We start from the raw sequence: 18,431 nt of genomic DNA, 5'->3' as shown, positions 1-18,431 counted from the left end.
AGCCCACCAGCTGAACGCCTGGCGCGATCAGCTCTCCAGCCGGGCCGCGAGCCCCGCGAGCAGTGCTACGACCCCCTTCGGGCCGTCGACCACCACGTCCGCGCGTTGCCGTAGCTCGGTCACCTCGTCGCTGCCGCTGCATACCAGCAGGCCCGGCGTGCCGTCGGAGCGGAGTTGGTCGACCGCCGCGTACGCGGGGAGGTCGCCGAGGTCGTCGCCGGCGTAGAGGACGGACTCGGCGCCGAGTTCCCGGACGTATTCGAGGAGGGCGACGCCCTTGTCCATGCCGGGCGGGCGCAGCTCCAGGACCATGCGGCCCGGCTCGACGATCAGGCCGTGGCGGGTGGCGAGGTCCGAGAGGGGTTCGCGCAGGGCCTCGAACGCGGCCTGCGGGTCGGTGGCGCGGCGGGTGTGGACGGCGATCGCGCGGCTCTTGTCCTCGATCCACGTGCCCGCCCCGGCGCCGACCCGGTCGAGCAGTCCGGGCAGTTCCTCCCGGACGGCGGCGACGCCGGGGTGCGGGGCGGGGGCGCTGACCTCGCCGCTGACGGCGTCCCAGCGTTCGGCGCCGTAGTGGCCGAGGACGACGAGGTGCTCCAGGCCGTCGACGCCCGCGAAGCCGCCGTGGCGTACGGCGACGTCGGCCGGTCGGCCGGTGATCACCGCGACGGCGGCCACCTTCGGGGCGAGGGCGGCGAGCGCGGGTACGGCGTCCGGGTGGGCGCGGGCCTGCTCGGGGTCGGGCACGATCGGCGCGAGGGTCCCGTCGAAGTCGAGCGCGATCACCGCCTTGCCGGGCCGCGCGAGGATCGCGTCGAGCCCGGCCCGCCCGGCGGAGGTGGCGGGCGTCGGGAGGGTCTTGCCGGTTCCGGTCTCGTGGCTGCCCATACGGCGACCCTATCGACCCAGGCCCTGACCGTTCCTACCCTTCCTACCGTTCCACCGTTCCTGCCGTTCCACCGTTCCTACCGCTCCGCCCGCCGCCGCTCCCGTATCCGCCGCAGTCGATTCACCGTCACCGGGTCGTGCGCCAGCGCGCGCGGGTCGTCGAGCAGGGCGTTGAGCAGCTGGTAGTAGCGGACGGGGGCCAAGCCCAGCTCCTCGCGTATCGCACGCTCCTTGGCGCCGGGGCCCGAGAAGCCGCGGCGCTCCAGAGCGAGAATGTCCTGTTCCCGTCGGGCGAGCTGGTCCATGCTCCGCACGGTAGCCGCCACCACCGACAACGGCCCCTACCCGGCCGCCGAGCTCTCCGCCGTCGTGGCCGTCGACTGCAACTGGCTCAGGATCGCCTCCGGGCTGCCGCCCGGTGCCACGGCGGAGCCGATCCGCTTCTTGACCTCCGCGCTGACCGCCGCCCAGGACGTCTTGCCGACCGGGTACAGCTCGGAGAGCGCGAGTTCGTCCAGGAAGGGCTTCAGGTCCCGGTCGTCCGCCGCCGCGCTCATCACGTCGGAGGCGGGGCTGGTGACCGGCAGCAGGTCGTACTCGCGGGAGAAGTCGAGGACGTTCTCCTCGCTGTAGACGAAGTCGAGGAACTCGCCGACCTGCTCCTTGTGGCCGTTCTGCTTGAAGGCGAGCATCCAGTCGGCGACGCCCATGGTGGCCTTGGACTCGCCGTCCACGCCGGGCATCGGCACCATGCCGAACTTCACGCCCTGCTTCTGGGCCGTCTTCATCAGGGACGGATGCCCGTTCAGCATGCCGACCTCGCCCTTGGCGAACGCGGCGAAGGCGTCGGCCCGGTTGAGCTTGCCGGGGGCGACCGGCCCGGTGAGCTTCTTGCCGACCAGTTCGTCGCGCAGCCAGGTGAGGGTCTCGACGTTCTCCGCCGAGTCGATGGTGTACGTGCCGACCCCGTCGGTGTAGCCGCCGCCCCCGCTGAGCAGCCACTGCATGGTCTCGGCCTGCGCCTCCTCCGAGCCGAGCGGCAGCGCGTAGGGGTACGTCACGCCCTCCGCCTTCAGCGCCTCGGCGGCGTCGGCCAGTTCCTTCCAGGTGGTCGGCGGGGTGAGGTCGGCCTCCTCGAAGAGCTTCTTGTTGTAGAAGAGCAGCCGGGTGGAGGCGGCGAACGGCATGCCGTACTGCGCCCCGTTGACCTGCCCCGCCTGCGCGAGCGCGGAGGAGAAGCCGGCCTGGACGGGGATGGAGAGCAGGTCGTCGGCGGTGTAGAGCAGATCGTCGGCCGCGTAGTCGGCGTACGCCCCGATCTGCGCCATGTCGGGCGCCTTCCCGGCGTCGACCATCTCCTTGACCTCGCGGTCGACGTCGTTCCAGGAGTACACGGTGACCTCGACCTGGACGCCGGGGTGGTCGGCCTCGTACGCGTCGACGAGCTTCGCCCAGTACTTCTCGGAGCTGTTCGCCGCGCTGTCGCCGTAGTCCGCGGCGACCAGTCTGAGCGTCACGTCGTCGGAGTCTCCGGTGAGGCCGCAGCCACCGAGGACCGCTGTCATGCCCAGTGCGGACATCACCGCGATCATTCCTGTCCTGCCCCGCCGCTGCACGCTGTTGCCCACCCTGTCCATACGTCGATCACGTGGTCGTTCATGTAGTCCGAATACCGGATTAAGGTCTACACCACGCGAATGGACTAGACCTCTTCCGGGTCCACGGGCCACACTGTCCCCCGTGAGACACGTCATCGCCCTCGATGTGGGCGGCACCGGGATGAAGGCCGCCCTGGTCGGGGCGGACGGCGCCCTGCTGCACCAGGCCCGCCGCGCGACCGGCCGCGAGCGCGGGCCGGAGGCGGTGGTCGACGCCATCCTCGACTTCGCCGCCGAGCTTCGCACGTACGGCGACCAGCACCTCGGCACCCCCGCGAGCGCCGCCGGAGTCGCCGTCCCCGGCATCGTCGACGAGCAGCACGGCATCGCCGCCTACGCGGCCAACCTCGGCTGGCGGGACGTACCGCTGCGCACGCTGCTCACCGAGCGGCTCGGCGGCCTCCCGGTCGCCCTCGGCCACGATGTGCGCACCGGCGGCCTGGCCGAGGGCCGGATCGGCGCGGGCCGGGGAGCGGACCGCTTCCTGTTCGTGGCGCTGGGCACCGGCATAGCGGGCGCGATCGGCATCGACGGAAGGGTGGAGTCGGGCGCGCACGGCTTCGCGGGCGAGATCGGCCATGTCGTCGTACGCCCCGGCGGGACTCCCTGTCCCTGCGGCCAGCACGGCTGCCTGGAGCGGTTCGCGTCGGCGTCGGCGATCAGCGAGGCATGGGCGACGGCAACCGGCGACGCCCAGGCGGACGCGGCGGACTGCGCGAAGGCGGTCGAGTCCGGCGACCCGCGGGCCGTACGGGTCTGGCAGGAGGCCGTCGACGCCCTGGCCGACGGCCTGGTCACCGCGCTCACCCTGCTGGACCCGCGCACACTCGTCATCGGTGGCGGGCTGGCCGAGGCGGGGGAAACCTTGTTCACACCACTGCGGGACGCCGTCCAGCGGCGGGTCACCTTCCAAAAGCTGCCGTCGATCGTCCCGGCGGCCCTGGGCGACACGGCCGGCTGCCTCGGTGCGGGTCTGCTGGCCTGGGATCTCCTCGACCACACCGACCGCAAGGAGGAAACGCCCTGATGGCAACCCCCCCAGGGGCGCGGGACAGCGTCGACATGCGGCTCCGCCGCGGGGCGCGACCAGCCACACACCACCCGCAGCCCGCGACGGCCGGAACCCCCACGGTGCTCGCCGGCGCCAACGTCGTCATGCCCACAGGAACAGTCAAAGACGGCCAAGTGACCGTCGACGGCACCCGCATCGCCTCCACCGCCCCGGAGAACGCCCAGGTCATCGACCTCACCGGCCACTACGTGGTCCCCGGCTTCGTGGACATCCACAACCACGGCGGCGGCGGAGCCTCCTTCACCTCAGGCACCGTCGACGACGTCCTCAAGGGCATCCACACCCACCGCCTGCACGGCACGACCACCCTGGTCGCCTCCACGGTCACCGGCGACATGGACTCCCTCAGCCACCGCGCAGGCATGCTCTCCGAGCTGGCCGAGCAGGGCGAGATCGCCGGCATCCACTTCGAGGGCCCGTTCATCTCCCCGTGCCGCAAGGGCGCCCACGCGGAGGACCTGCTGCGCGACCCGGAACCGGCCCAGGTGCGCAAACTGATCGACGCGGCGCGCGGCCGGGCGAAGATGCTGACGCTGGCCACCGAACTGCCGGGCGGCATCGACTCCGTACGCCTGCTGGTGGAGCACGGCGTGATCGCGGCGGTGGGCCACACGGACGCCACCTACGAGCAGACGGTCGAGGCGATCGACGCGGGCGCGACGGTCGCCACGCACCTCTTCAACGCGATGCCCGCGCTCGGCCACCGCGCCCCCGGCCCGATCGCCGCCCTGCTTCAGGACGACCGCGTCACGGTCGAGCTGATCAACGACGGTACGCATCTGCATCCGGCCGCGCTGGAGCTGGCGTTCTGTCACGCGGGCGCGGACCGGGTCGCGTTCATCACGGACGCGATGGACGCGGCCGGTTTCGGCGACGGCCGCTACATGCTGGGCCCGCTGGAGGTCGAGGTCAGTGAGGGTGTGGCCCGGCTGGTGGAGGGCGGGTCGATCGCGGGCTCCACGCTCACCCTGGACCGCGCCTTCAAGCGGGCGGTGACCATCGACCGGCTCCCGGTCGAGGACGTCGTCAGGGCCCTGTCCGCCAACCCGGCGCGGCTGCTCGGGATGGACGACCGGATCGGCTCCCTGGAACCCGGCAAGGACGCCGACCTGGTGGTCCTGGACGCGGACTTCGACCTCAAGGGCGTGATGCGCCGGGGCGAATGGGTGGTCGATCCCCAACTGGACTGAAATATCCGCCAGTAGAGACCCTGTCGAGAGACGGTGGCCGACCCGGGGACTGGGCGGTCCGCCGTCTCTTTGGCATGATCGACCCTCCGGAATTCGAGAAACGCACCCTCGGGGGAGGTCGGCCCAGGTGATCCTCACGGTCACGCTGAACACCGCTCTCGACATCACGTACCGCGTACGGTCCCTGCGGCCCCACGCCACCCATCGGATCTCCGAGGTCACCGAACGCCCCGGCGGCAAGGGCATCAACGTGGCCCGGGTGCTGGCCGCGCTCGGCCACGAGGTGGCGGTCACCGGGTTCGCCGGCGGCGGCACCGGACGGATCGTCCAGGACCGGCTGACGGCCACGCCCGGCGTGGTCGACGCGCTGGTCCCGATCGGCGGCGCGACCCGGCGCACGATAGCCGTGGTCGACGAGCGCACCGGCGACACGACCCAGCTCAACGAACCCGGCCCGGCGATCGCGCCGCCCGAGTGGTCCGCCTTCCAGGAGGTCTACGAGGATCTGCTCGCGTCGGCCTCGGCGGTCGCCCTGTGCGGCAGCCTGCCGCCGGGGGTGCCGGTGGGCGCGTACGCGGGCCTGATACGCACCGCCCGCGCGGCCGGCGTACCGGTGCTGCTGGACACCAGCGGCGAGCCGCTGCGCCGCGGGGTCGCCGCGCGCCCCGACATCGTCAAGCCCAACAGCGACGAACTGGCCGAACTCACCGGCTCCCACGAGCCGTTGCGCGCCACCCACGCCGCCCGCCGCCGGGGCGCCCACGCGGTCGTCGCCTCGCTGGGCCCTGAGGGTCTGCTGGCGGCCACCCCGGAGGGCACCTGGCGCGCCGCCCCGCCCGGCCGTGTGCACGGCAACCCCACCGGCGCCGGCGACTCCGCGACGGCGGGCCTGCTGGCCGCGCTGGTGGAGCACCGGCCGTGGCCGGAGCGTCTGGCCCGCGCGGTCGCACTGGCGACCGCGACGGTGCACGCGCCGGTCGCGGGCGAGTTCGACCGGCGGACGTACGAGGAGTTGCTGGGGCGGGTCGCGGTGACCGGGGAGGTCAGCGCGGCCTGAGCATCAGCCGCCGGACTTGACCCAGCCCTTGACCAGCCACATCTGGTCGAGGTTGGCGTCACACTGGTTGCCCTGCTCGCAGGAGACCTTGATGGTGTTGGTGCCCTTGTTGAGCTGGATGTAGTTGTAGGTGCGCGTCCAGCCCTTGGCGTAGTCGCCCTCTGGGGCGTTGGCCCAGTTCTTCAGGTCAACGCCCGTGGTGGAGGGCGTGCCGTTGACCGTGAGGGTGGCGTTGGCGTCCTTGCCGGGCACGCCGTAGCCGACGTACAGGGTGTACTTGCCGGACTCGGGGATGCCGTTGACGGTCCAGGTGACCGAGGCGCCGACGGCGTTGAAGCCGGTCACGTAGACGCCGCCGTCCGCCTGGGCGCCCTGGATGTCGGACGCGGTGGTGGCGCCGCCGCCGAGCTGGAGGGCCTTGGCGTCGATCTTCGGCAGCTCCACCTCGCTCTCCGCGCTGCTCTCCCCCGACGGGGTCGACTCCGCGCTCTGCGAGACGGACGGGGTGGGGGAGGCCTGGTCGCCGCCCGCGTTCTTGTCGTCGTCGCCGCCCAGCATGGCCACGCTGATGCCGATGACGACCGCGGCGACCACCGCGATCGCGCCGATCAGCAGGCCCTTGGTGTTGGGCCCGCGGCCCCGGCCACCGCCCCCGCCGGAGGCGTGTCCGGGCATGGGCTGCTGGGTGGTCGGCGCGCTGCCCGGGAACGTCTCGGGGGCGGCGTAGGAGGCGTTCGGCCTGCCGTACGCGCCCTGCTGCTGCGGCACGCCCGGCTGGCCGTACGCCTGCTGACCGTACGGCCGCTCGCCGACCGCGCGCACCCTGCTGACCGAGTTCGGGTAGCCGTAGCCGCCGGACGGCGGCTGGGCGCCGTTGGCCTGACCGTCGGCGTACAGGTAGCCGAACGGGTCGTCGTCCTCGGGCGTGCTCGCGCCGTTGTTGCCGGGCGTCATCCCTTGGTACTCCTCAACAGGTGCGGAACGAATGCGGTACGTGTGATGAGAATGGCGAGCCTACCCGCTTCCGATGGCCCAAACGGGTGACCCCGGTCGCATCATCCCGCCGACCCGCGGATCATCCAGCCCGCCGGTGCTGTTTGGGACGGGACCGTTTCTCGACGTACATCCGTTCGTCAGCGGATTTCAGCACCTCGTCCGCCGTCATGCCGCAGTGCGCCCAGCCGATGCCGAAACTGGCCCCGACCCTGACGGCCCGGCCCTCGGCCCGGATCGGCTGGATGATCTCGTTGCGCAGCCGCACGGCGAGGTCCTGGGCGTCGGCCCGGCCGAGCCCGTCGGCGAGGATCACGAACTCGTCGCCGCCGAGCCGGGCGACCGTGTCGCCGTCGCGGACGCCGTTGCCGAGCCGCCGGGCGACCTCGATGAGCACGGCGTCGCCCGCGTTGTGCCCGAACCGGTCGTTGATCGACTTGAAGCCGTCGAGGTCGCAGAAGAGCACCGCGAGCCCCTTGGTGCCGTCGTCACGATCGCCCTCGGGGGCGACCGTGTGCACATGGTGGTCGTAGACGTCGTAGTTGTCCTGGCCGCCCGGCACGAAGTCGAAGCCGTGCCCGCCGGCGTCGTACACGGGGTGGCCGTAGGCCGCGTCGTGGGAGTCGTGGGCGCCGGGATGGCCGGTCTGCGGGCGCTGGCAGAGCCGGGCCGAGAGGCGGGAGCGCAGCTCGGCGGAGTTCGGCAGGCCGGTGAGGGAGTCGTGGGAGGCGCGGTGGGCGAGCTGGAGCTCGCGGCGCTTGCGTTCCTCGATGTCCTCGACGTGGGTGAGCAGGAAGCGGGGGCCGTCGGCGGCGTCGGCGACGACGGAGTTGCGCAGGCTGACCCAGACGTAGCTGCCGTCGCGGCGCCCGAGGCGCAGCTCGGCCCGGCCGCCCTCGGCGGAGGTGCGCAGGAGCGTGCCTATGTCCTCGGGGTGGACGAGGTCGGAGAAGGAGTAGCGGCGCATCGCGGAGGCGGGGCGGCCGAGCAGGCGGCACAGGGCGTCGTTGGTGCGGAGTATGCGGCCGTGCTGGTCGCCGCCCATCTCGGCGATGGCCATGCCGGAGGGGGCGTACTCGAACGCCTGCCGGAAGCTTTCCTCGCTGGCGCGCAGGGCCTGCTGCTCGCGCTCCAGGCGGACCAGTGCCCGCTGCATATTCGCGCGTAGACGTGCGTTGCTGATGGCGATGGCCGCCTGGAACGCGTACATCTGGAGCGCCTCGCGCCCCCACGCGCCCGGCCGCCGCCCGTTGCGCGGCCGGTCCACGGACAGGACGCCGATCAGCTCGCCGGAGGAGGCACCGCCCTGCGCTCCGGGGGCGTACATCGGCGCGAAGAGGCGGTCGGAGGGGTGCCACTCGTCCTCGAAGCGCGGCGCGGGCCCCTCGGTGTACCACTGCGGGACGTCGTCGTCGTCGAGGACCCAGCCCTCGGTGTGCGGGATGAAGACGAGACCGCCCCACTGCTCGCCCATGCTCAGGCGCCGCTCCCAGGACTCGCGGGAGCCGACCCGGCCGGTGATCAGCGCCTCGGCGGCGGGGTTGCCGGAGAAGGCGGCGACGACGAGGTCGCCGTCCGGGCGTACGAGGTTGACACACGCCAGCTCGTAGTTGAGGGCGGTGACGACCCCGTCCGCGACCGTCTGCAGTGTGTCCGCCAGGCTGCGGGCCGTGTTCATGTCGGCCATGACCTGGTGCAGCTGTCGCAGGGACGCAAGGCGGACATACGGCTCCGACTCGGTCTCCATGCTCGCCCTCCCCCCGAGACTTCGTAGCGAATCAAGTGCCCTTACGTATTGCCTTACACCTCCCCGCCACTGAATCACAGCGCGCTGCCCACTCGGTACACAGGGTCAACAATTAGTGCCCCTTGTGACTCAAGTCACAGCTAAACGTGAACAATTGAGTGGGGTTTCTGCGGTTTTCCCGTGCGGTTACCGAACGCAAGATTTGTGCGGATGCCCATCCGTGTCCATCGCAGGACCTAGGACCGTCTTCGGGCCGAGGTCCGATGCGGGCGCGCACGCACGGAGATTAGCGTTCCGTACGTGCCGAACACACACGCATCCGCACCGCCCGTCACCGTGCCCGCCCAGCCGTCCACGGCAGCGCCCTTTGGGCATGCTGTGGGGGTGACCAACGACGAGTTCCGTGCCGCGATGTCCCGGCTGGCCGCGGGGGTGGTCCTGGTGACCGCGCGCGAGCCGGCACTCGACCCGGACGACCCGCAGGCGCCGGCCGGCGAGGACGTCGGCATGACGGCGACGGCGTTCATGTCCGTCTCCCTCGACCCGCCGCTGGTCCTGGTCAGCCTGCGCGAGGGCGCCCGCATGGACGACCTGCTCGCCGAACAGCCCGTGTGGGCGGTCTCGGTGCTCTCCGAGAGCCAGCGGCACATCGCCGGCCGGTTCGCCATGAAGGGCCGCATCAGCGACCGCCTGCTCTTCGAGGACATTCCCTACGTCCGCGGCGAGGCGAGCGGCGCGCCGCTCGTGGGCGGCGCGCTCGCGACCCTGGAGTGCCGGACCGAGCAGCGGGTGACGGCCGGGGACCACACGCTGGTGATCGGGCGGGTGCTGACGGCTCGGGTGCCGAGCGCGGACGGGGGGCCGTTGCTGTACTTCAAGGGGCGGTACCGGCACCTGGCGTGAGGCCCCGCGCTGTTTCTACGACATCGTGACGTCCAGCCGGGACAGGTGTGCCGCGTCGGTGACGAACTCGATGACGGCGATGCGCTCCCGTACGACGGTGAACCGCATGGCCCGCAGCAGCCGCCGCCCGTCGGCGGAGAACGTCACCACCCCCGGAACCCCGTCGAGCAGGGCAGTCCGGGAGACCCGGGCAAGATGCGCGAAGCGCGCCGCGTTGGCGGCGACCGCGGCCGCGCCGGTGGTCACGCCGGCCTCCGACCGGGCGACGACATCCGGGTCGAGCACCTTCAGCAGCCCCTCGAAGTCACCGGCCCGCGCGGCGGCCAGGAAGGCGTCGACCACCGCCCGCTGCCGCGCGAGATCCGCGTCCGGCGCCGGAGCGCCCCGCACCCGCCGCCGCGCCCGGCTGGCCAGCTGCCGCGCCGCCGTCGGCGTCCGCCCGACGATGCCGGCGACCTCGTCGTAGGGCACCGCGAACATGTCGTGCAGCACGAAGGCGAGCCGTTCGGCGGGCGTGAGCGTGTCGAGTACGACGAGCAGGGCGACGCCGACGGAATCGGCGAGGAGGGCGTCGTGCTCGGGGTCGGGGCCGGGGCCTGTGGTGGCGGCGTCCAGGGACTGGTCCAGCGGCTCCTCGGCACGGGACTTGCGAGAGCGCAGCATGTCGAGGCAGACCCGCCCGACGACGGTGGTGAGCCACCCGGCGAGGTTGTCGACCTCGCGGGTGTCGCCGCGACTCAGCCGGAACCAGGCCTCCTGCACGGCGTCGTCGGCCTCGGCGAGGGAGCCGAGCATGCGGTAGGCGACGGCACGCAGGTGCGTGCGCTGCGCCTCGAAGCGCTCGGCAAGGAAGTCCTGGTCGCTCATGTGTCCCGTCACCAGCCCTCGTCGTGGGTACCCGTCGCGATGCCGTCAGGACTGTGACGAACGGGGGACGGCCGATGTGACAGGAGCCGCCGCGTTCGGGCGGGCCGCTACCGCCGGTCGCGCCGCTACCCCCAGTCGCGACCGGACCGCCCCCGCTTGGTCTGCGACCGCTGCTTCTTCTCCCGCAGCCGGCGTTCGTTGATGCCGCGTGGGATGCGGGTCGGCCTGCGGGGCTTGGGCGGCGGCGCGGTGGCCTCGGCGAGGAGCGCGGCGAGGCGTACGGCGGCGGCCTCGCGGTTGCGCCACTGGGAACGGTGCTCGGAGGAACGCACGGTGACGACGCCGTCGACGAGGCGGCCCGCCAGCCGCTCCAGGGCGCGCCGCTTCCACACCTCGGGCAGGGCCTCGGTGGCGGCGAGGTCGAACCGCAGCTCCACGCTGGTGTCGCTGGTGTTGACGTGCTGGCCGCCCGGCCCGGAGGAGCGGGAGAAACGCCACTGGAGCTCGGCCTCGGGGAGCGAGACGGAGCCGCGGATGACGTGCGGGTGACCGGACATGGCTGACATGTTCCCGCTTGGACGGGGTGGGAGTCACCCGAATATCGCCGGACCGGGCCGCTGAGTAAAGAAAGTAAAGCGCGGGGAACCCGTGGCACCGCCCTCGACGTTCATAGGGGTAGCTGTAGCTTCAGTACCGCACACGCATAGCGCACGCATCGAGGGAAGGAACTCCCGACCATGGCTGTAAGCCTGTCCAAGGGTGGCAACGTCTCGCTCACCAAGGAGGCTCCGGGCCTGACCGCCGTCACCGTGGGCCTCGGCTGGGACGTCCGCACCACCACCGGCACCGACTTCGACCTCGACGCGTCGGCGATCGCGGTCAACACGCAGGGCAAGGTCTACTCGGACGGCCACTTCGTCTTCTTCAACAACAAGCAGACGCCGGACAACACGATCGTCCACACCGGTGACAACCGCACGGGCGAGGGCGAGGGCGACGACGAGCAGATCAACGTCAACCTGGCCGGGCTCCCCGCCGACATCGACAAGATCGTCTTCCCGGTCTCGATCTACGACGCGGAGAACCGCTCGCAGAACTTCGGCCAGGTCCGCAACGCCTACATCCGCATCATCAACCAGGCCGGCGGCACCGAGATCGCCCGCTACGACCTGTCGGAGGACGCCGCCACCGAGACCGCGATGGTCTTCGGCGAGCTCTACCGCAACGGCGCCGAGTGGAAGTTCCGAGCCGTCGGCCAGGGCTACGCCTCGGGCCTGGTCGGCATCGCCCAGGACTTCGGCGTGAACGTCTGAGCGACATCGCGGACGGCCACTCCAGCGGCCTGACTCCGGGCCCCCAGCCCTCGCGGCTGGGGGCCCGGCGCTGCACCGGCCCACCCACTCCCCGTCGTCACCGCCGCTCGGGCCTGCCCTCCCCGTACAGCCACTCCTCCCAGACACCGTCGAAGTCCTTGTCCGGCGCTCGCTGTTCGACGTAGGTCGTGAAGTCCGCGGTGCTCGCGTTGGCGTGGCGGTATGTGGTGGACCAGCCGCGCAGGAGGGCGCGGAAGGCGGTGTCGTCGGCGAGGGTCTGGCGGATCTTGTGCAGGACCATCGCGCCGCGGTCGTAGACGGGGTCGCCGGAGAGGTGGGCGGCGTCCGGGGGATGCGCGGGCGGGAAGGACCAGACGGCCTTGTTGTCCTCGGGGACGGCGTAGTGGGTGCCGTCGTAGAGCTCGTCGAAGATGCGCTGGGCGGTGTCGCCGCCGTGGTCCTCCTGCCAGAGCCACTCCGCGTACGTCGCGAAGCCCTCGTTGAGCCACATGTCCCGCCAGGACTTGGGCGTGACCGAGTTGCCGTACCACTCGTGGGCGAGTTCGTGGACGAGGAGCTCGATGTCCGGGGCGCCGGGGAAGACGGGGCGGGTCTGGGTCTCCAGGGCGTAGGAGGCGTCACCGGGGCGGTCGACGATCGCGCCGGTGGAGGTGAAGGGGTACGGGCCGAAGAGGTCCTCCGCCCAGGCGAGGACCTCGGGGATACGGGCCAGCACCTTGCGACTGGCGGCGGCCTCGGTCGGGTCGACGGCGGTGTACACGGGCAGGCGGTCCGGGGTCACCGTGCGGCTGATCTCGTAGCGGCCGACGGCGAGGGTGGTGAGATAGCTCGCCATGGGTTGGGCGGTGTGCCAGGTGGTGGTGGTGCGGCCGCCGGTGGTTCTCTCGGTCCTCAACTCCCCGTTCGACACGGCCCGCAGGCCCTCCGGCACGGTGACCGTGAGGGCGTACGTCGCCTTGTCGGACGGGTGGTGGTTGCCGGGGTACCAGGCCATGGAGCCGACCGGCTGGCCCAGGGCGAGCGCGCCGTCGTCGGTGGGCAGCCAGCCCTCCTCGGAGCCGTCCGGGTCGGTGATGGTGGCCGGGGTGCCGGAGTAGCGGACCGTCACGCGGAAGGTGCGGTCCTCGGCGAGGTCGTCGCGGGGGCGGACGGTCAGTTCCTGGCCGGCGCGGTTCCAGCGGGCGGTGGTGCCGTCGACGGTGACCGTCTCGACGTTCAGTCCCTGGAGGTCGAGGTTGAAGGCGGAGAGGTCCTGGGTGGCGCGGGCGGTGATCGTCGTGCGGGCGGTGACGTGGCGGGTGTCGGGGGTGTAGGACAGGTTCAGGTCGTAGTGGGTGACGTCGTAGCCGCCGTTGCCCGCCTTCGGGAAGTACGGGTCGCGAAGGCCGGAGCCGCCCGGGGCGCGCTCGACGCCGGTGCTCGAACATGCGGTGAGGGCGAGGGCGAGCAGGGCGGCGATGGGGACAACCGGTGTGAAACGGGACACATCCAAGATCTTACGGGGGGCATGACACCATCGCCTACGTGCTCGACATCGGCTACGCCCTCTCCAACCGCTTCCCGGACCCGCCCCAGACCGACTACCGCCGCGCGGATGTGCACGCCCTGCGGCACGACCTGTTCTGCGGTGACGTCTATCTCGCCGACCCCGAGACGGACCGGGAGCTGTCCACAGCCTGGGGATGGGTGCCGGTGCTCGACTTCGCGTGGGCGCTGTGCGACATCGTCGAGCAGCTGGACCGCGACCCGGCGGGCTCCCGTGCCGCCCGTCCCCAGCACGCGGAGCTGGACTTCACCGAGTCCACCGACCGTCTGCTCTTCGAGCGCCGCTTCGGCTGGGTCGACATCGAGTCCGACTGGCAGCCGGCCGAGGAACCCCCGCTCACCTTCTCCCACACCGAACTCCGCCGCGAGGCCCGGGACTTCCTGCACGACCTGATCGCCGACCTGTGCGACCTGCACGAGGACCTGGCGGAGAACCCGGCGATCTGGTCGCTCCAGGCGCGGTTTCCGCGGGTGCCGTGACGCGGTGGGGATGCCGTGACGCTGTGACGGACGGTGACCAAGCAACCGGCGTGCGCTCCAAGGCCGGTTGAGACGAGTCACCCGCCTTCCACCCTGATCCCCAACGCCCCCGCCAACACCGGCGCCAGCTCCACCAACTGCCCCGCGCTGATCACCGCCCCCGCCAACCGGTCGACCCCCCGCGCGATCTCCAGTGGCACCGCCCCCCGCAGGTCCACGTCCGCCAGCGTCGCCCCGCTGAAGTCCGCCCCCTTCAGCGCGCAGTCCGTGAACTCGACGCGCTCCAGCGAGGCGCCCCCGAAGTCCGGTTCCACCAGGACGCAGCCGTCGAAGACCACGTCCTTCAGCCGGGCCCCCCGAAGGTTCAGGAAGTCGAGCTTGCCGCCCCGGATCAGGACGCGTTCCAGTGCGGCACCGTGCAGTTGCGTACCGCCCAGGCGGGCGTCGCGCAGCTCGACGTCGCGCAGGGTGGCCTCGGCCAGGTTCGTGCCGACGCCGCGCGGGGCGGTGAGGACCGAGTCCAGGAAACGCGCCCGGTGCAGTCGCGTCTCGTCCAGCGCGCACCCCGTCAACGCGCAGTCCATGAAGCGGGCGCCCCCGCCGTCCTGCCCACCCAGCTCCGCGTCCCTGAACTCCAGCCCGTCGTAGTCCCCGTCCGGCTCCAGATCACCCCCTCCGTACGCCTCCAACTCCGGCAGCCGCACCTCCGGTCGCCGTGCCGCCCTCACGCCGCCCGCCGCTCGCTTCACCATGCCCTCATCCTGCACCCCACCACTGACAATCCATCCGACCTGCGGAAACGCCCGTATCCACCCCCGGATGTCACATTCGGCGCGCGCAGCGAGTCGTACTCCCAGAAGGCGAACCCGAGCCAAGGGAGACCGACCCATGCCCCACCTCACCGTCATCGGCGGCGGCTTCGCCGGCCTCACCGCCGCCATCACCGCCGCCGAAGCGGGCGCCAAGGTCACCGTCCACGAAGCCCACCACACCCTCGGCGGCCGGGCGCGCACCGCCGAGGGCCCGTACCGGACGAACGAGGGCCCCCACGCCCTCTACAACGGCGGCCCGCACTGGACCTGGCTCAGGCAGCGCGACCTGATCGGCCCCCTCGCCCCCGTCCCGCCCCTGGAAGCCGCCCGGCTGCGGCTGCGCCACCAGGGCGTCCTGCGCCGCACCCCGCCCTTCGCCATGCTCAAGCTGCTGCGCCGCACCGCCCGGCAGGCCCCCGTCGACGCCGACTTCCTGACCTGGGCCACCGAACAGGCGGGCGAGCAGGGCGCACGGGCGGCAGCGCACTACTCCGCCGTGGCCCTCTTCCACCACGACCCCGGCGCCCTGTCCGCCGCGTTCGTGCAGGAACGGCTGCGCCGGGCCACCAAGGTGCCGCCCGAGGCGCACTATCCGCGCGGCGGCTGGGCGAGCGTCATCGACCGGATGGCCGCCCGCGCCTGGAATCTGGGCGTCCGTATCGAGACCGTGTCCCGCGTCGACACCCTCCCCACGGACACGCCCGTCATCGTCGCCACCTCCCTCGACGCCGCCCGGCGCCTCCTCGGCGACGACTCGCTGACCTGGCCGAGCGGTCGTACGGCCCTCATCGACCTGGCCGTACGCACCCGGCGCGGCGACCCCTTCATCGTCTCCGACCTGGACGCGCCCGGCTGGCTCGAACGCTTCACCGCGCAGGACCGCACCCTCGCCCCGGCCGGCGAGCAGCTCATCCAGGGCCAGATCCCCATCGCCCCGCACGAGTCCCGAGCCGACGGCATCGCCCGCGCGGAGCAACTGCTCGATCTCGGGTTCGACGGCTGGCGCGACCGCGTCACCTGGCGGCGCGAGGCGATCGCGGGCGGCCGTACCGGCGCCGTCGACCTGCCCGGCACCACCTGGCGCGACCGGCCCGCCGTGGACCGCGGCGACGGCGTGTACCTGGCCGGCGACCAGGTCGCCGCGCCCGGTGTCCTGTCGGAGGTGTCCTTCAACAGCGCGCTGACCGCCGTATCGCTGGCGCTCGGGCAGCACGGCCCGCACACGCTTGACCTCAAGCATGCTTGAGGTTGAAGAGTGGAGAAGTCAGTCAGACGGACAACCACCAGTCACGGGGGGACCTCATGCTCGCCATCCGCCTCCACGCCTTCGGCCCCGCCGAGAACCTCACCCCGGAGGAGGTCGACGACCCCGTACCCGCCCCGGGCCAGGTCCGTATCGCCGTCGCGGCCGCCGGCGTGCACCTGCTCGACGCGGCCATCCGCGCCGGTCACCAGGGCCCCGGCCCCGCGCCCACGCTGCCCACGATCCCCGGCCGCGAGGTCGCGGGAGTCGTCGAGTCGCTCGGCGAGGGGACCGACGAGACGTGGCTCGGCAAGCGGGTCGTCGCGCACCTCGGTTTCGTCCCCGGCGGCTACGCCGAACGCGCCGTCACCGACGCCGACCGTCTGCACGAGATCCCCGCGGGCCTCGACTTCGCCCAGGCCGTCGCCATGATCGGCACGGGGCGTACCGCGCTGGGGATCGTGCAGTTCGCCGAGCCGGGCCCGGGTGACGTGGTCCTGATCCCGGCCGCGGCCGGCGGTATCGGCACCCTCCTCGTGCAGTACGCCAAGAACGCGGGCGCCACCGTGATCGGCCTGGCCGGCGGCCCCCGGAAGACGGAGCGGGTCGCCGCGAACGGCGCCGACCTCGCCGTCGACTACCGGGACCCCGCCTGGCCGGAGCAGGTCCGGGCGTACGACGGCAAGGTCACGATCGTGTACGACGGGGTCGGCGGCGACACCGCCCGTACGGCCGTCGGCCTGCTCGCCCCCGCCGGCAGGCACGTCGTCTTCGGCTGGTCCGAGGAGGGCATCCAGGGCGGCGGGCCGCTGGTCGTCGAGGGCGTCACCGTGCAGGTGCTGGGCCCGGTGATGCTGGAGAAGGCGGGCGGCCCGAACCCCATCCGCACCCTGGAACTCCGCGCCCTCGCCGAGGCCGCCGCGGGCCGGCTGGCTCCGGCCGTCCACCGCTTCCCGCTCACCGAGGCCGCGGCCGCCCACCGCGCGCTGGAGAACCGCGGCACGACCGGCAAGGTGGTCCTGGAGCCCTGACCGGGGGAACCCGACCGCAAAGACCTGACCAGGTGGGGCGTGGCATCACGGGCAGTACGCCCTGATTCATGTTCTTCTGTCCCGATGAACGCGCCCAGGACTGGTGACCCCGCGGCTCCCGTGAACGCCGACCCCCACCGCTGGTGGGGGCTGGTGGTGATCGCCCTCGCCCAGCTGATGGTCGTCCTCGACTCGACGATCGTGAACGTCGCCCTCCCGTCCGCCCAGGAAGAACTGGGGATGACCGACGGCGACCGACCATGGGTGATCACCGCCTACACCCTCGCCTTCGGCGGTCTGCTGCTGCTCGGCGGCCGGATCGCCGACCTGGTGGGCCGTAAACGCACCTTCGTCATCGGGCTGATCGGCTTCGCCGCCGCCTCCGCGCTGGGCGGCGCCGCCGTCAGCCCGGGCATGCTGTTCGGCGCCCGCGCGCTCCAGGGCGCCTTCGCCGCCGTGCTCGCCCCGACCGCGCTGAGCCTGCTCGCCACCACGTTCACCGACCCCAGGGAGCGCGGCAAGGCCTTCGGCATCTTCGGCGCCCTCGCCGGGAGCGGCTCCGTCATGGGCTTCATCGTCGGCGGGCTGCTCACCGAATACCTCAACTGGCGCTGGTGCCTGTACGTCAACACCCCCATCGCGGTCCTCGCGCTGCTCGGCGCCTTCGCCGTCCTGCGCGACCGTCCCGGCCGGGCGCGCGCCCGCCTCGACGTGCCCGGCGTGCTGCTCGGCTGCAGCGGCCTGGTCGCGATCGTCTACGGCTTCAACGAGGCCGAGTCCCACGGCTGGACCGACGTGTTCGTCCTCGGACTGCTCGCGGGAGGTGTCGTGCTGCTGGCGGCCTTCGTGTGGTGGCAGGCCAGGGCGCCCCTGCCGCTGCTCCCGCTGCACATCGTCAAGGACCGCGACCGCGCGGGCTGCTTCCTGACGATGATGCTGGCCATCATGGGCATGTTCGGCCTGTTCCTCTTCATGACCTACTACTTCCAGGTCGTCCTGGGCTACTCGCCGGCGCGCACCGGCCTGGCCTTCGTCCCGATCACCCTCGCGACCGTCACCGTTTCCACCCAGTTCGCGGCCCGTCTGCTGCACCACGTCCCGCCGCGCGCCCTGATGGCCCCCGGCATGCTCCTGGGCGCGTGCGGAATGGCGGTCCTCACCCGGCTCGCCGCCGACTCCTCGTACGCCGCCGACATCCTGCCCGGCCTGCTGCTGGTGGGCGTCGGTATGGGCCTGACCTACATGCCGGTGTTCGCCACGGTGACGGCCGGCGTCGCCCCGCGGGACTCGGGCGTCACCTCGGCGACCCTCAACACCTCGCAGCAGGTGGGCGGTTCCATCGGTACGGCCCTGCTGAACACCCTCGCCACCACCAGCACCGCCGCCTACCTCACCCGCTCCGCCCAGCCCGCCGAGGTGACCCGCGAGGCCGTCGTCCACGGCTACACGGTCGCCCTCTGGTGCGCCGCCGGCCTCATGCTCCTGGCCGGCCTGGCCACGGCCCTGCTGGTCACGGCACGGGCCCCGAAACACGCGGCGCCGACGAAGGCACCGGTGACGGAGTCGGTCGCCTAGAGGCGCCTGGAGGCCGCGTGCGGCCACGGGCCGGTT

At 72.2% G+C, this 18,431-nt stretch carries 18 protein-coding genes; 9 read left to right on the top strand and 9 right to left on the bottom strand.

Annotated elements, in window-relative coordinates:
• Positions 1-27: 27 nt before the first annotated feature.
• The 3 genes from otsB to HJD23_RS23010 all read right to left on the bottom strand — a co-directional run bounded on the left by otsB (position 28) and on the right by HJD23_RS23010 (position 2,468).
• Positions 28-888: a trehalose-phosphatase gene (gene otsB, locus HJD23_RS23020; protein WP_171107148.1), complete on the bottom strand. Its 861-nt coding sequence runs from the start codon at positions 886-888 to the stop codon at positions 28-30.
• 77 nt (positions 889-965) lie between these two features.
• Positions 966-1,193 carry a DUF3263 domain-containing protein gene (locus HJD23_RS23015; protein ID WP_171107149.1) on the bottom strand — a complete coding sequence of 76 codons (228 nt, stop codon included), beginning with the start codon at positions 1,191-1,193 and terminating at the stop codon, positions 966-968.
• Positions 1,194-1,229: 36 nt separating this feature from the next.
• Positions 1,230-2,468 (bottom strand): extracellular solute-binding protein, encoded by a 1,239-nt coding sequence (locus HJD23_RS23010; RefSeq protein ID WP_171107152.1) that lies wholly within the window; start codon positions 2,466-2,468, stop codon positions 1,230-1,232.
• A 160-nt stretch (positions 2,469-2,628) separates the two neighbouring features.
• Between HJD23_RS23010 and HJD23_RS23005 the strand changes: the two genes are divergently transcribed.
• The 3 genes from HJD23_RS23005 (at position 2,629) to HJD23_RS22995 (ending at position 5,865) form a co-directional block, all read left to right on the top strand.
• Positions 2,629-3,573, top strand: a complete 945-nt coding sequence (locus HJD23_RS23005) for an ROK family protein (RefSeq protein ID WP_240980791.1) — start codon at positions 2,629-2,631, stop codon at positions 3,571-3,573.
• A gap of 128 nt (positions 3,574-3,701) precedes the next feature.
• Complete coding sequence (gene nagA / locus HJD23_RS23000) at positions 3,702-4,808, top strand: N-acetylglucosamine-6-phosphate deacetylase (RefSeq protein WP_240980993.1); 1,107 nt, start codon at positions 3,702-3,704, stop codon at positions 4,806-4,808.
• A gap of 127 nt (positions 4,809-4,935) precedes the next feature.
• Positions 4,936-5,865 (top strand): 1-phosphofructokinase family hexose kinase, encoded by a 930-nt coding sequence (locus HJD23_RS22995; RefSeq protein WP_171107158.1) that lies wholly within the window; start codon positions 4,936-4,938, stop codon positions 5,863-5,865.
• 3 nt (positions 5,866-5,868) lie between these two features.
• On the opposite strand, the gene HJD23_RS22990 is transcribed toward HJD23_RS22995, so the two are convergent.
• Both HJD23_RS22990 and cdgB read right to left on the bottom strand, forming a co-directional pair.
• Positions 5,869-6,819 carry a carbohydrate-binding protein gene (locus tag HJD23_RS22990; protein ID WP_171107160.1) on the bottom strand — a complete coding sequence of 317 codons (951 nt, stop codon included), beginning with the start codon at positions 6,817-6,819 and terminating at the stop codon, positions 5,869-5,871.
• Between the two features lie 121 nt (positions 6,820-6,940).
• On the bottom strand, positions 6,941-8,605 hold the full coding sequence (gene cdgB / locus HJD23_RS22985; RefSeq protein ID WP_171107162.1) for a diguanylate cyclase CdgB: 1,665 nt from the start codon (positions 8,603-8,605) through the stop codon (positions 6,941-6,943).
• A 300-nt stretch (positions 8,606-8,905) separates the two neighbouring features.
• Between cdgB and HJD23_RS22980 the strand changes: the two genes are divergently transcribed.
• Complete coding sequence (locus HJD23_RS22980; RefSeq protein ID WP_171134070.1) at positions 8,906-9,508, top strand: flavin reductase family protein; 603 nt, start codon at positions 8,906-8,908, stop codon at positions 9,506-9,508.
• Between the two features lie 15 nt (positions 9,509-9,523).
• Here the strand turns inward: HJD23_RS22980 and HJD23_RS22975 are convergent, their stop codons facing one another.
• Complete coding sequence (locus HJD23_RS22975) at positions 9,524-10,375, bottom strand: sigma-70 family RNA polymerase sigma factor (RefSeq protein WP_171107164.1); 852 nt, start codon at positions 10,373-10,375, stop codon at positions 9,524-9,526.
• 125 nt (positions 10,376-10,500) lie between these two features.
• Positions 10,501-10,941 (bottom strand): alternative ribosome rescue aminoacyl-tRNA hydrolase ArfB, encoded by a 441-nt coding sequence (gene arfB / locus HJD23_RS22970; RefSeq protein WP_171107166.1) that lies wholly within the window; start codon positions 10,939-10,941, stop codon positions 10,501-10,503.
• 171 nt (positions 10,942-11,112) lie between these two features.
• Here arfB and HJD23_RS22965 point away from each other — a divergent pair, with 171 nt between their 5' ends.
• Positions 11,113-11,688: a TerD family protein gene (locus HJD23_RS22965; RefSeq protein WP_171107168.1), complete on the top strand. Its 576-nt coding sequence runs from the start codon at positions 11,113-11,115 to the stop codon at positions 11,686-11,688.
• 97 nt (positions 11,689-11,785) lie between these two features.
• Here HJD23_RS22965 and HJD23_RS22960 read toward each other — a convergent pair whose 3' ends face one another.
• The gene (locus HJD23_RS22960; protein ID WP_171107169.1) at positions 11,786-13,195 is read right to left on the bottom strand and encodes a M1 family metallopeptidase; all 1,410 of its coding nucleotides are present in this window, start codon (positions 13,193-13,195) and stop codon (positions 11,786-11,788) included.
• A 38-nt stretch (positions 13,196-13,233) separates the two neighbouring features.
• Here HJD23_RS22960 and HJD23_RS22955 point away from each other — a divergent pair, with 38 nt between their 5' ends.
• Complete coding sequence (locus HJD23_RS22955; protein WP_171107171.1) at positions 13,234-13,734, top strand: hypothetical protein; 501 nt, start codon at positions 13,234-13,236, stop codon at positions 13,732-13,734.
• Between the two features lie 77 nt (positions 13,735-13,811).
• On the opposite strand, the gene HJD23_RS22950 is transcribed toward HJD23_RS22955, so the two are convergent.
• Positions 13,812-14,486 (bottom strand): pentapeptide repeat-containing protein, encoded by a 675-nt coding sequence (locus HJD23_RS22950; RefSeq protein WP_171107174.1) that lies wholly within the window; start codon positions 14,484-14,486, stop codon positions 13,812-13,814.
• Positions 14,487-14,622: 136 nt separating this feature from the next.
• Between HJD23_RS22950 and HJD23_RS22945 the strand changes: the two genes are divergently transcribed.
• From HJD23_RS22945 to HJD23_RS22935, 3 genes are all read left to right on the top strand, one after another.
• A complete protein-coding gene (locus HJD23_RS22945) occupies positions 14,623-15,792 on the top strand; it encodes an FAD-dependent oxidoreductase (RefSeq protein ID WP_171134069.1) in 1,170 nt (389 codons plus the stop codon).
• Positions 15,793-15,848: 56 nt separating this feature from the next.
• Entirely contained in the window at positions 15,849-16,820 is a 972-nt protein-coding gene (locus tag HJD23_RS22940; RefSeq protein WP_171107175.1) for a zinc-binding dehydrogenase, read from the top strand.
• Positions 16,821-16,904: 84 nt separating this feature from the next.
• Positions 16,905-18,395, top strand: a complete 1,491-nt coding sequence (locus tag HJD23_RS22935; protein WP_171107177.1) for an MFS transporter — start codon at positions 16,905-16,907, stop codon at positions 18,393-18,395.
• The last annotated feature ends 36 nt before the right edge of the window (positions 18,396-18,431 follow it).

It is taken from the genome of Streptomyces sp. Z423-1 (assembly GCF_013009255.1).
GTDB lineage: Bacteria > Actinomycetota > Actinomycetes > Streptomycetales > Streptomycetaceae > Streptomyces > Streptomyces gossypiisoli.
The sequence above is the reverse complement of the archived record's forward strand: the minus strand, read 5'-3'. Positions and strand labels throughout refer to the sequence as shown.

What these genes read in the sequence shown, in the direction of transcription:
- otsB (WP_171107148.1), bottom strand. Translation starts at nt 888, where the DNA reads ATGGGCAGCCACGAGACCGGAACCGGCAAGACCCTCCCGACGCCCGCC.
- HJD23_RS23015 (WP_171107149.1), bottom strand. Translation starts at nt 1,193, where the DNA reads ATGGACCAGCTCGCCCGACGGGAACAGGACATTCTCGCTCTGGAGCGC.
- HJD23_RS23010 (WP_171107152.1), bottom strand. Translation starts at nt 2,468, where the DNA reads ATGTCCGCACTGGGCATGACAGCGGTCCTCGGTGGCTGCGGCCTCACC.
- nagA (WP_240980993.1), top strand. Translation starts at nt 3,702, where the DNA reads ATGCCCACAGGAACAGTCAAAGACGGCCAAGTGACCGTCGACGGCACC.
- HJD23_RS22990 (WP_171107160.1), bottom strand. Translation starts at nt 6,819, where the DNA reads ATGACGCCCGGCAACAACGGCGCGAGCACGCCCGAGGACGACGACCCG.
- cdgB (WP_171107162.1), bottom strand. Translation starts at nt 8,605, where the DNA reads ATGGAGACCGAGTCGGAGCCGTATGTCCGCCTTGCGTCCCTGCGACAG.
- HJD23_RS22975 (WP_171107164.1), bottom strand. Translation starts at nt 10,375, where the DNA reads ATGAGCGACCAGGACTTCCTTGCCGAGCGCTTCGAGGCGCAGCGCACG.
- arfB (WP_171107166.1), bottom strand. Translation starts at nt 10,941, where the DNA reads ATGTCAGCCATGTCCGGTCACCCGCACGTCATCCGCGGCTCCGTCTCG.
- HJD23_RS22965 (WP_171107168.1), top strand. Translation starts at nt 11,113, where the DNA reads ATGGCTGTAAGCCTGTCCAAGGGTGGCAACGTCTCGCTCACCAAGGAG.
- HJD23_RS22950 (WP_171107174.1), bottom strand. Translation starts at nt 14,486, where the DNA reads ATGGTGAAGCGAGCGGCGGGCGGCGTGAGGGCGGCACGGCGACCGGAG.
- HJD23_RS22945 (WP_171134069.1), top strand. Translation starts at nt 14,623, where the DNA reads ATGCCCCACCTCACCGTCATCGGCGGCGGCTTCGCCGGCCTCACCGCC.
- HJD23_RS22940 (WP_171107175.1), top strand. Translation starts at nt 15,849, where the DNA reads ATGCTCGCCATCCGCCTCCACGCCTTCGGCCCCGCCGAGAACCTCACC.
- HJD23_RS22935 (WP_171107177.1), top strand. Translation starts at nt 16,905, where the DNA reads ATGAACGCGCCCAGGACTGGTGACCCCGCGGCTCCCGTGAACGCCGAC.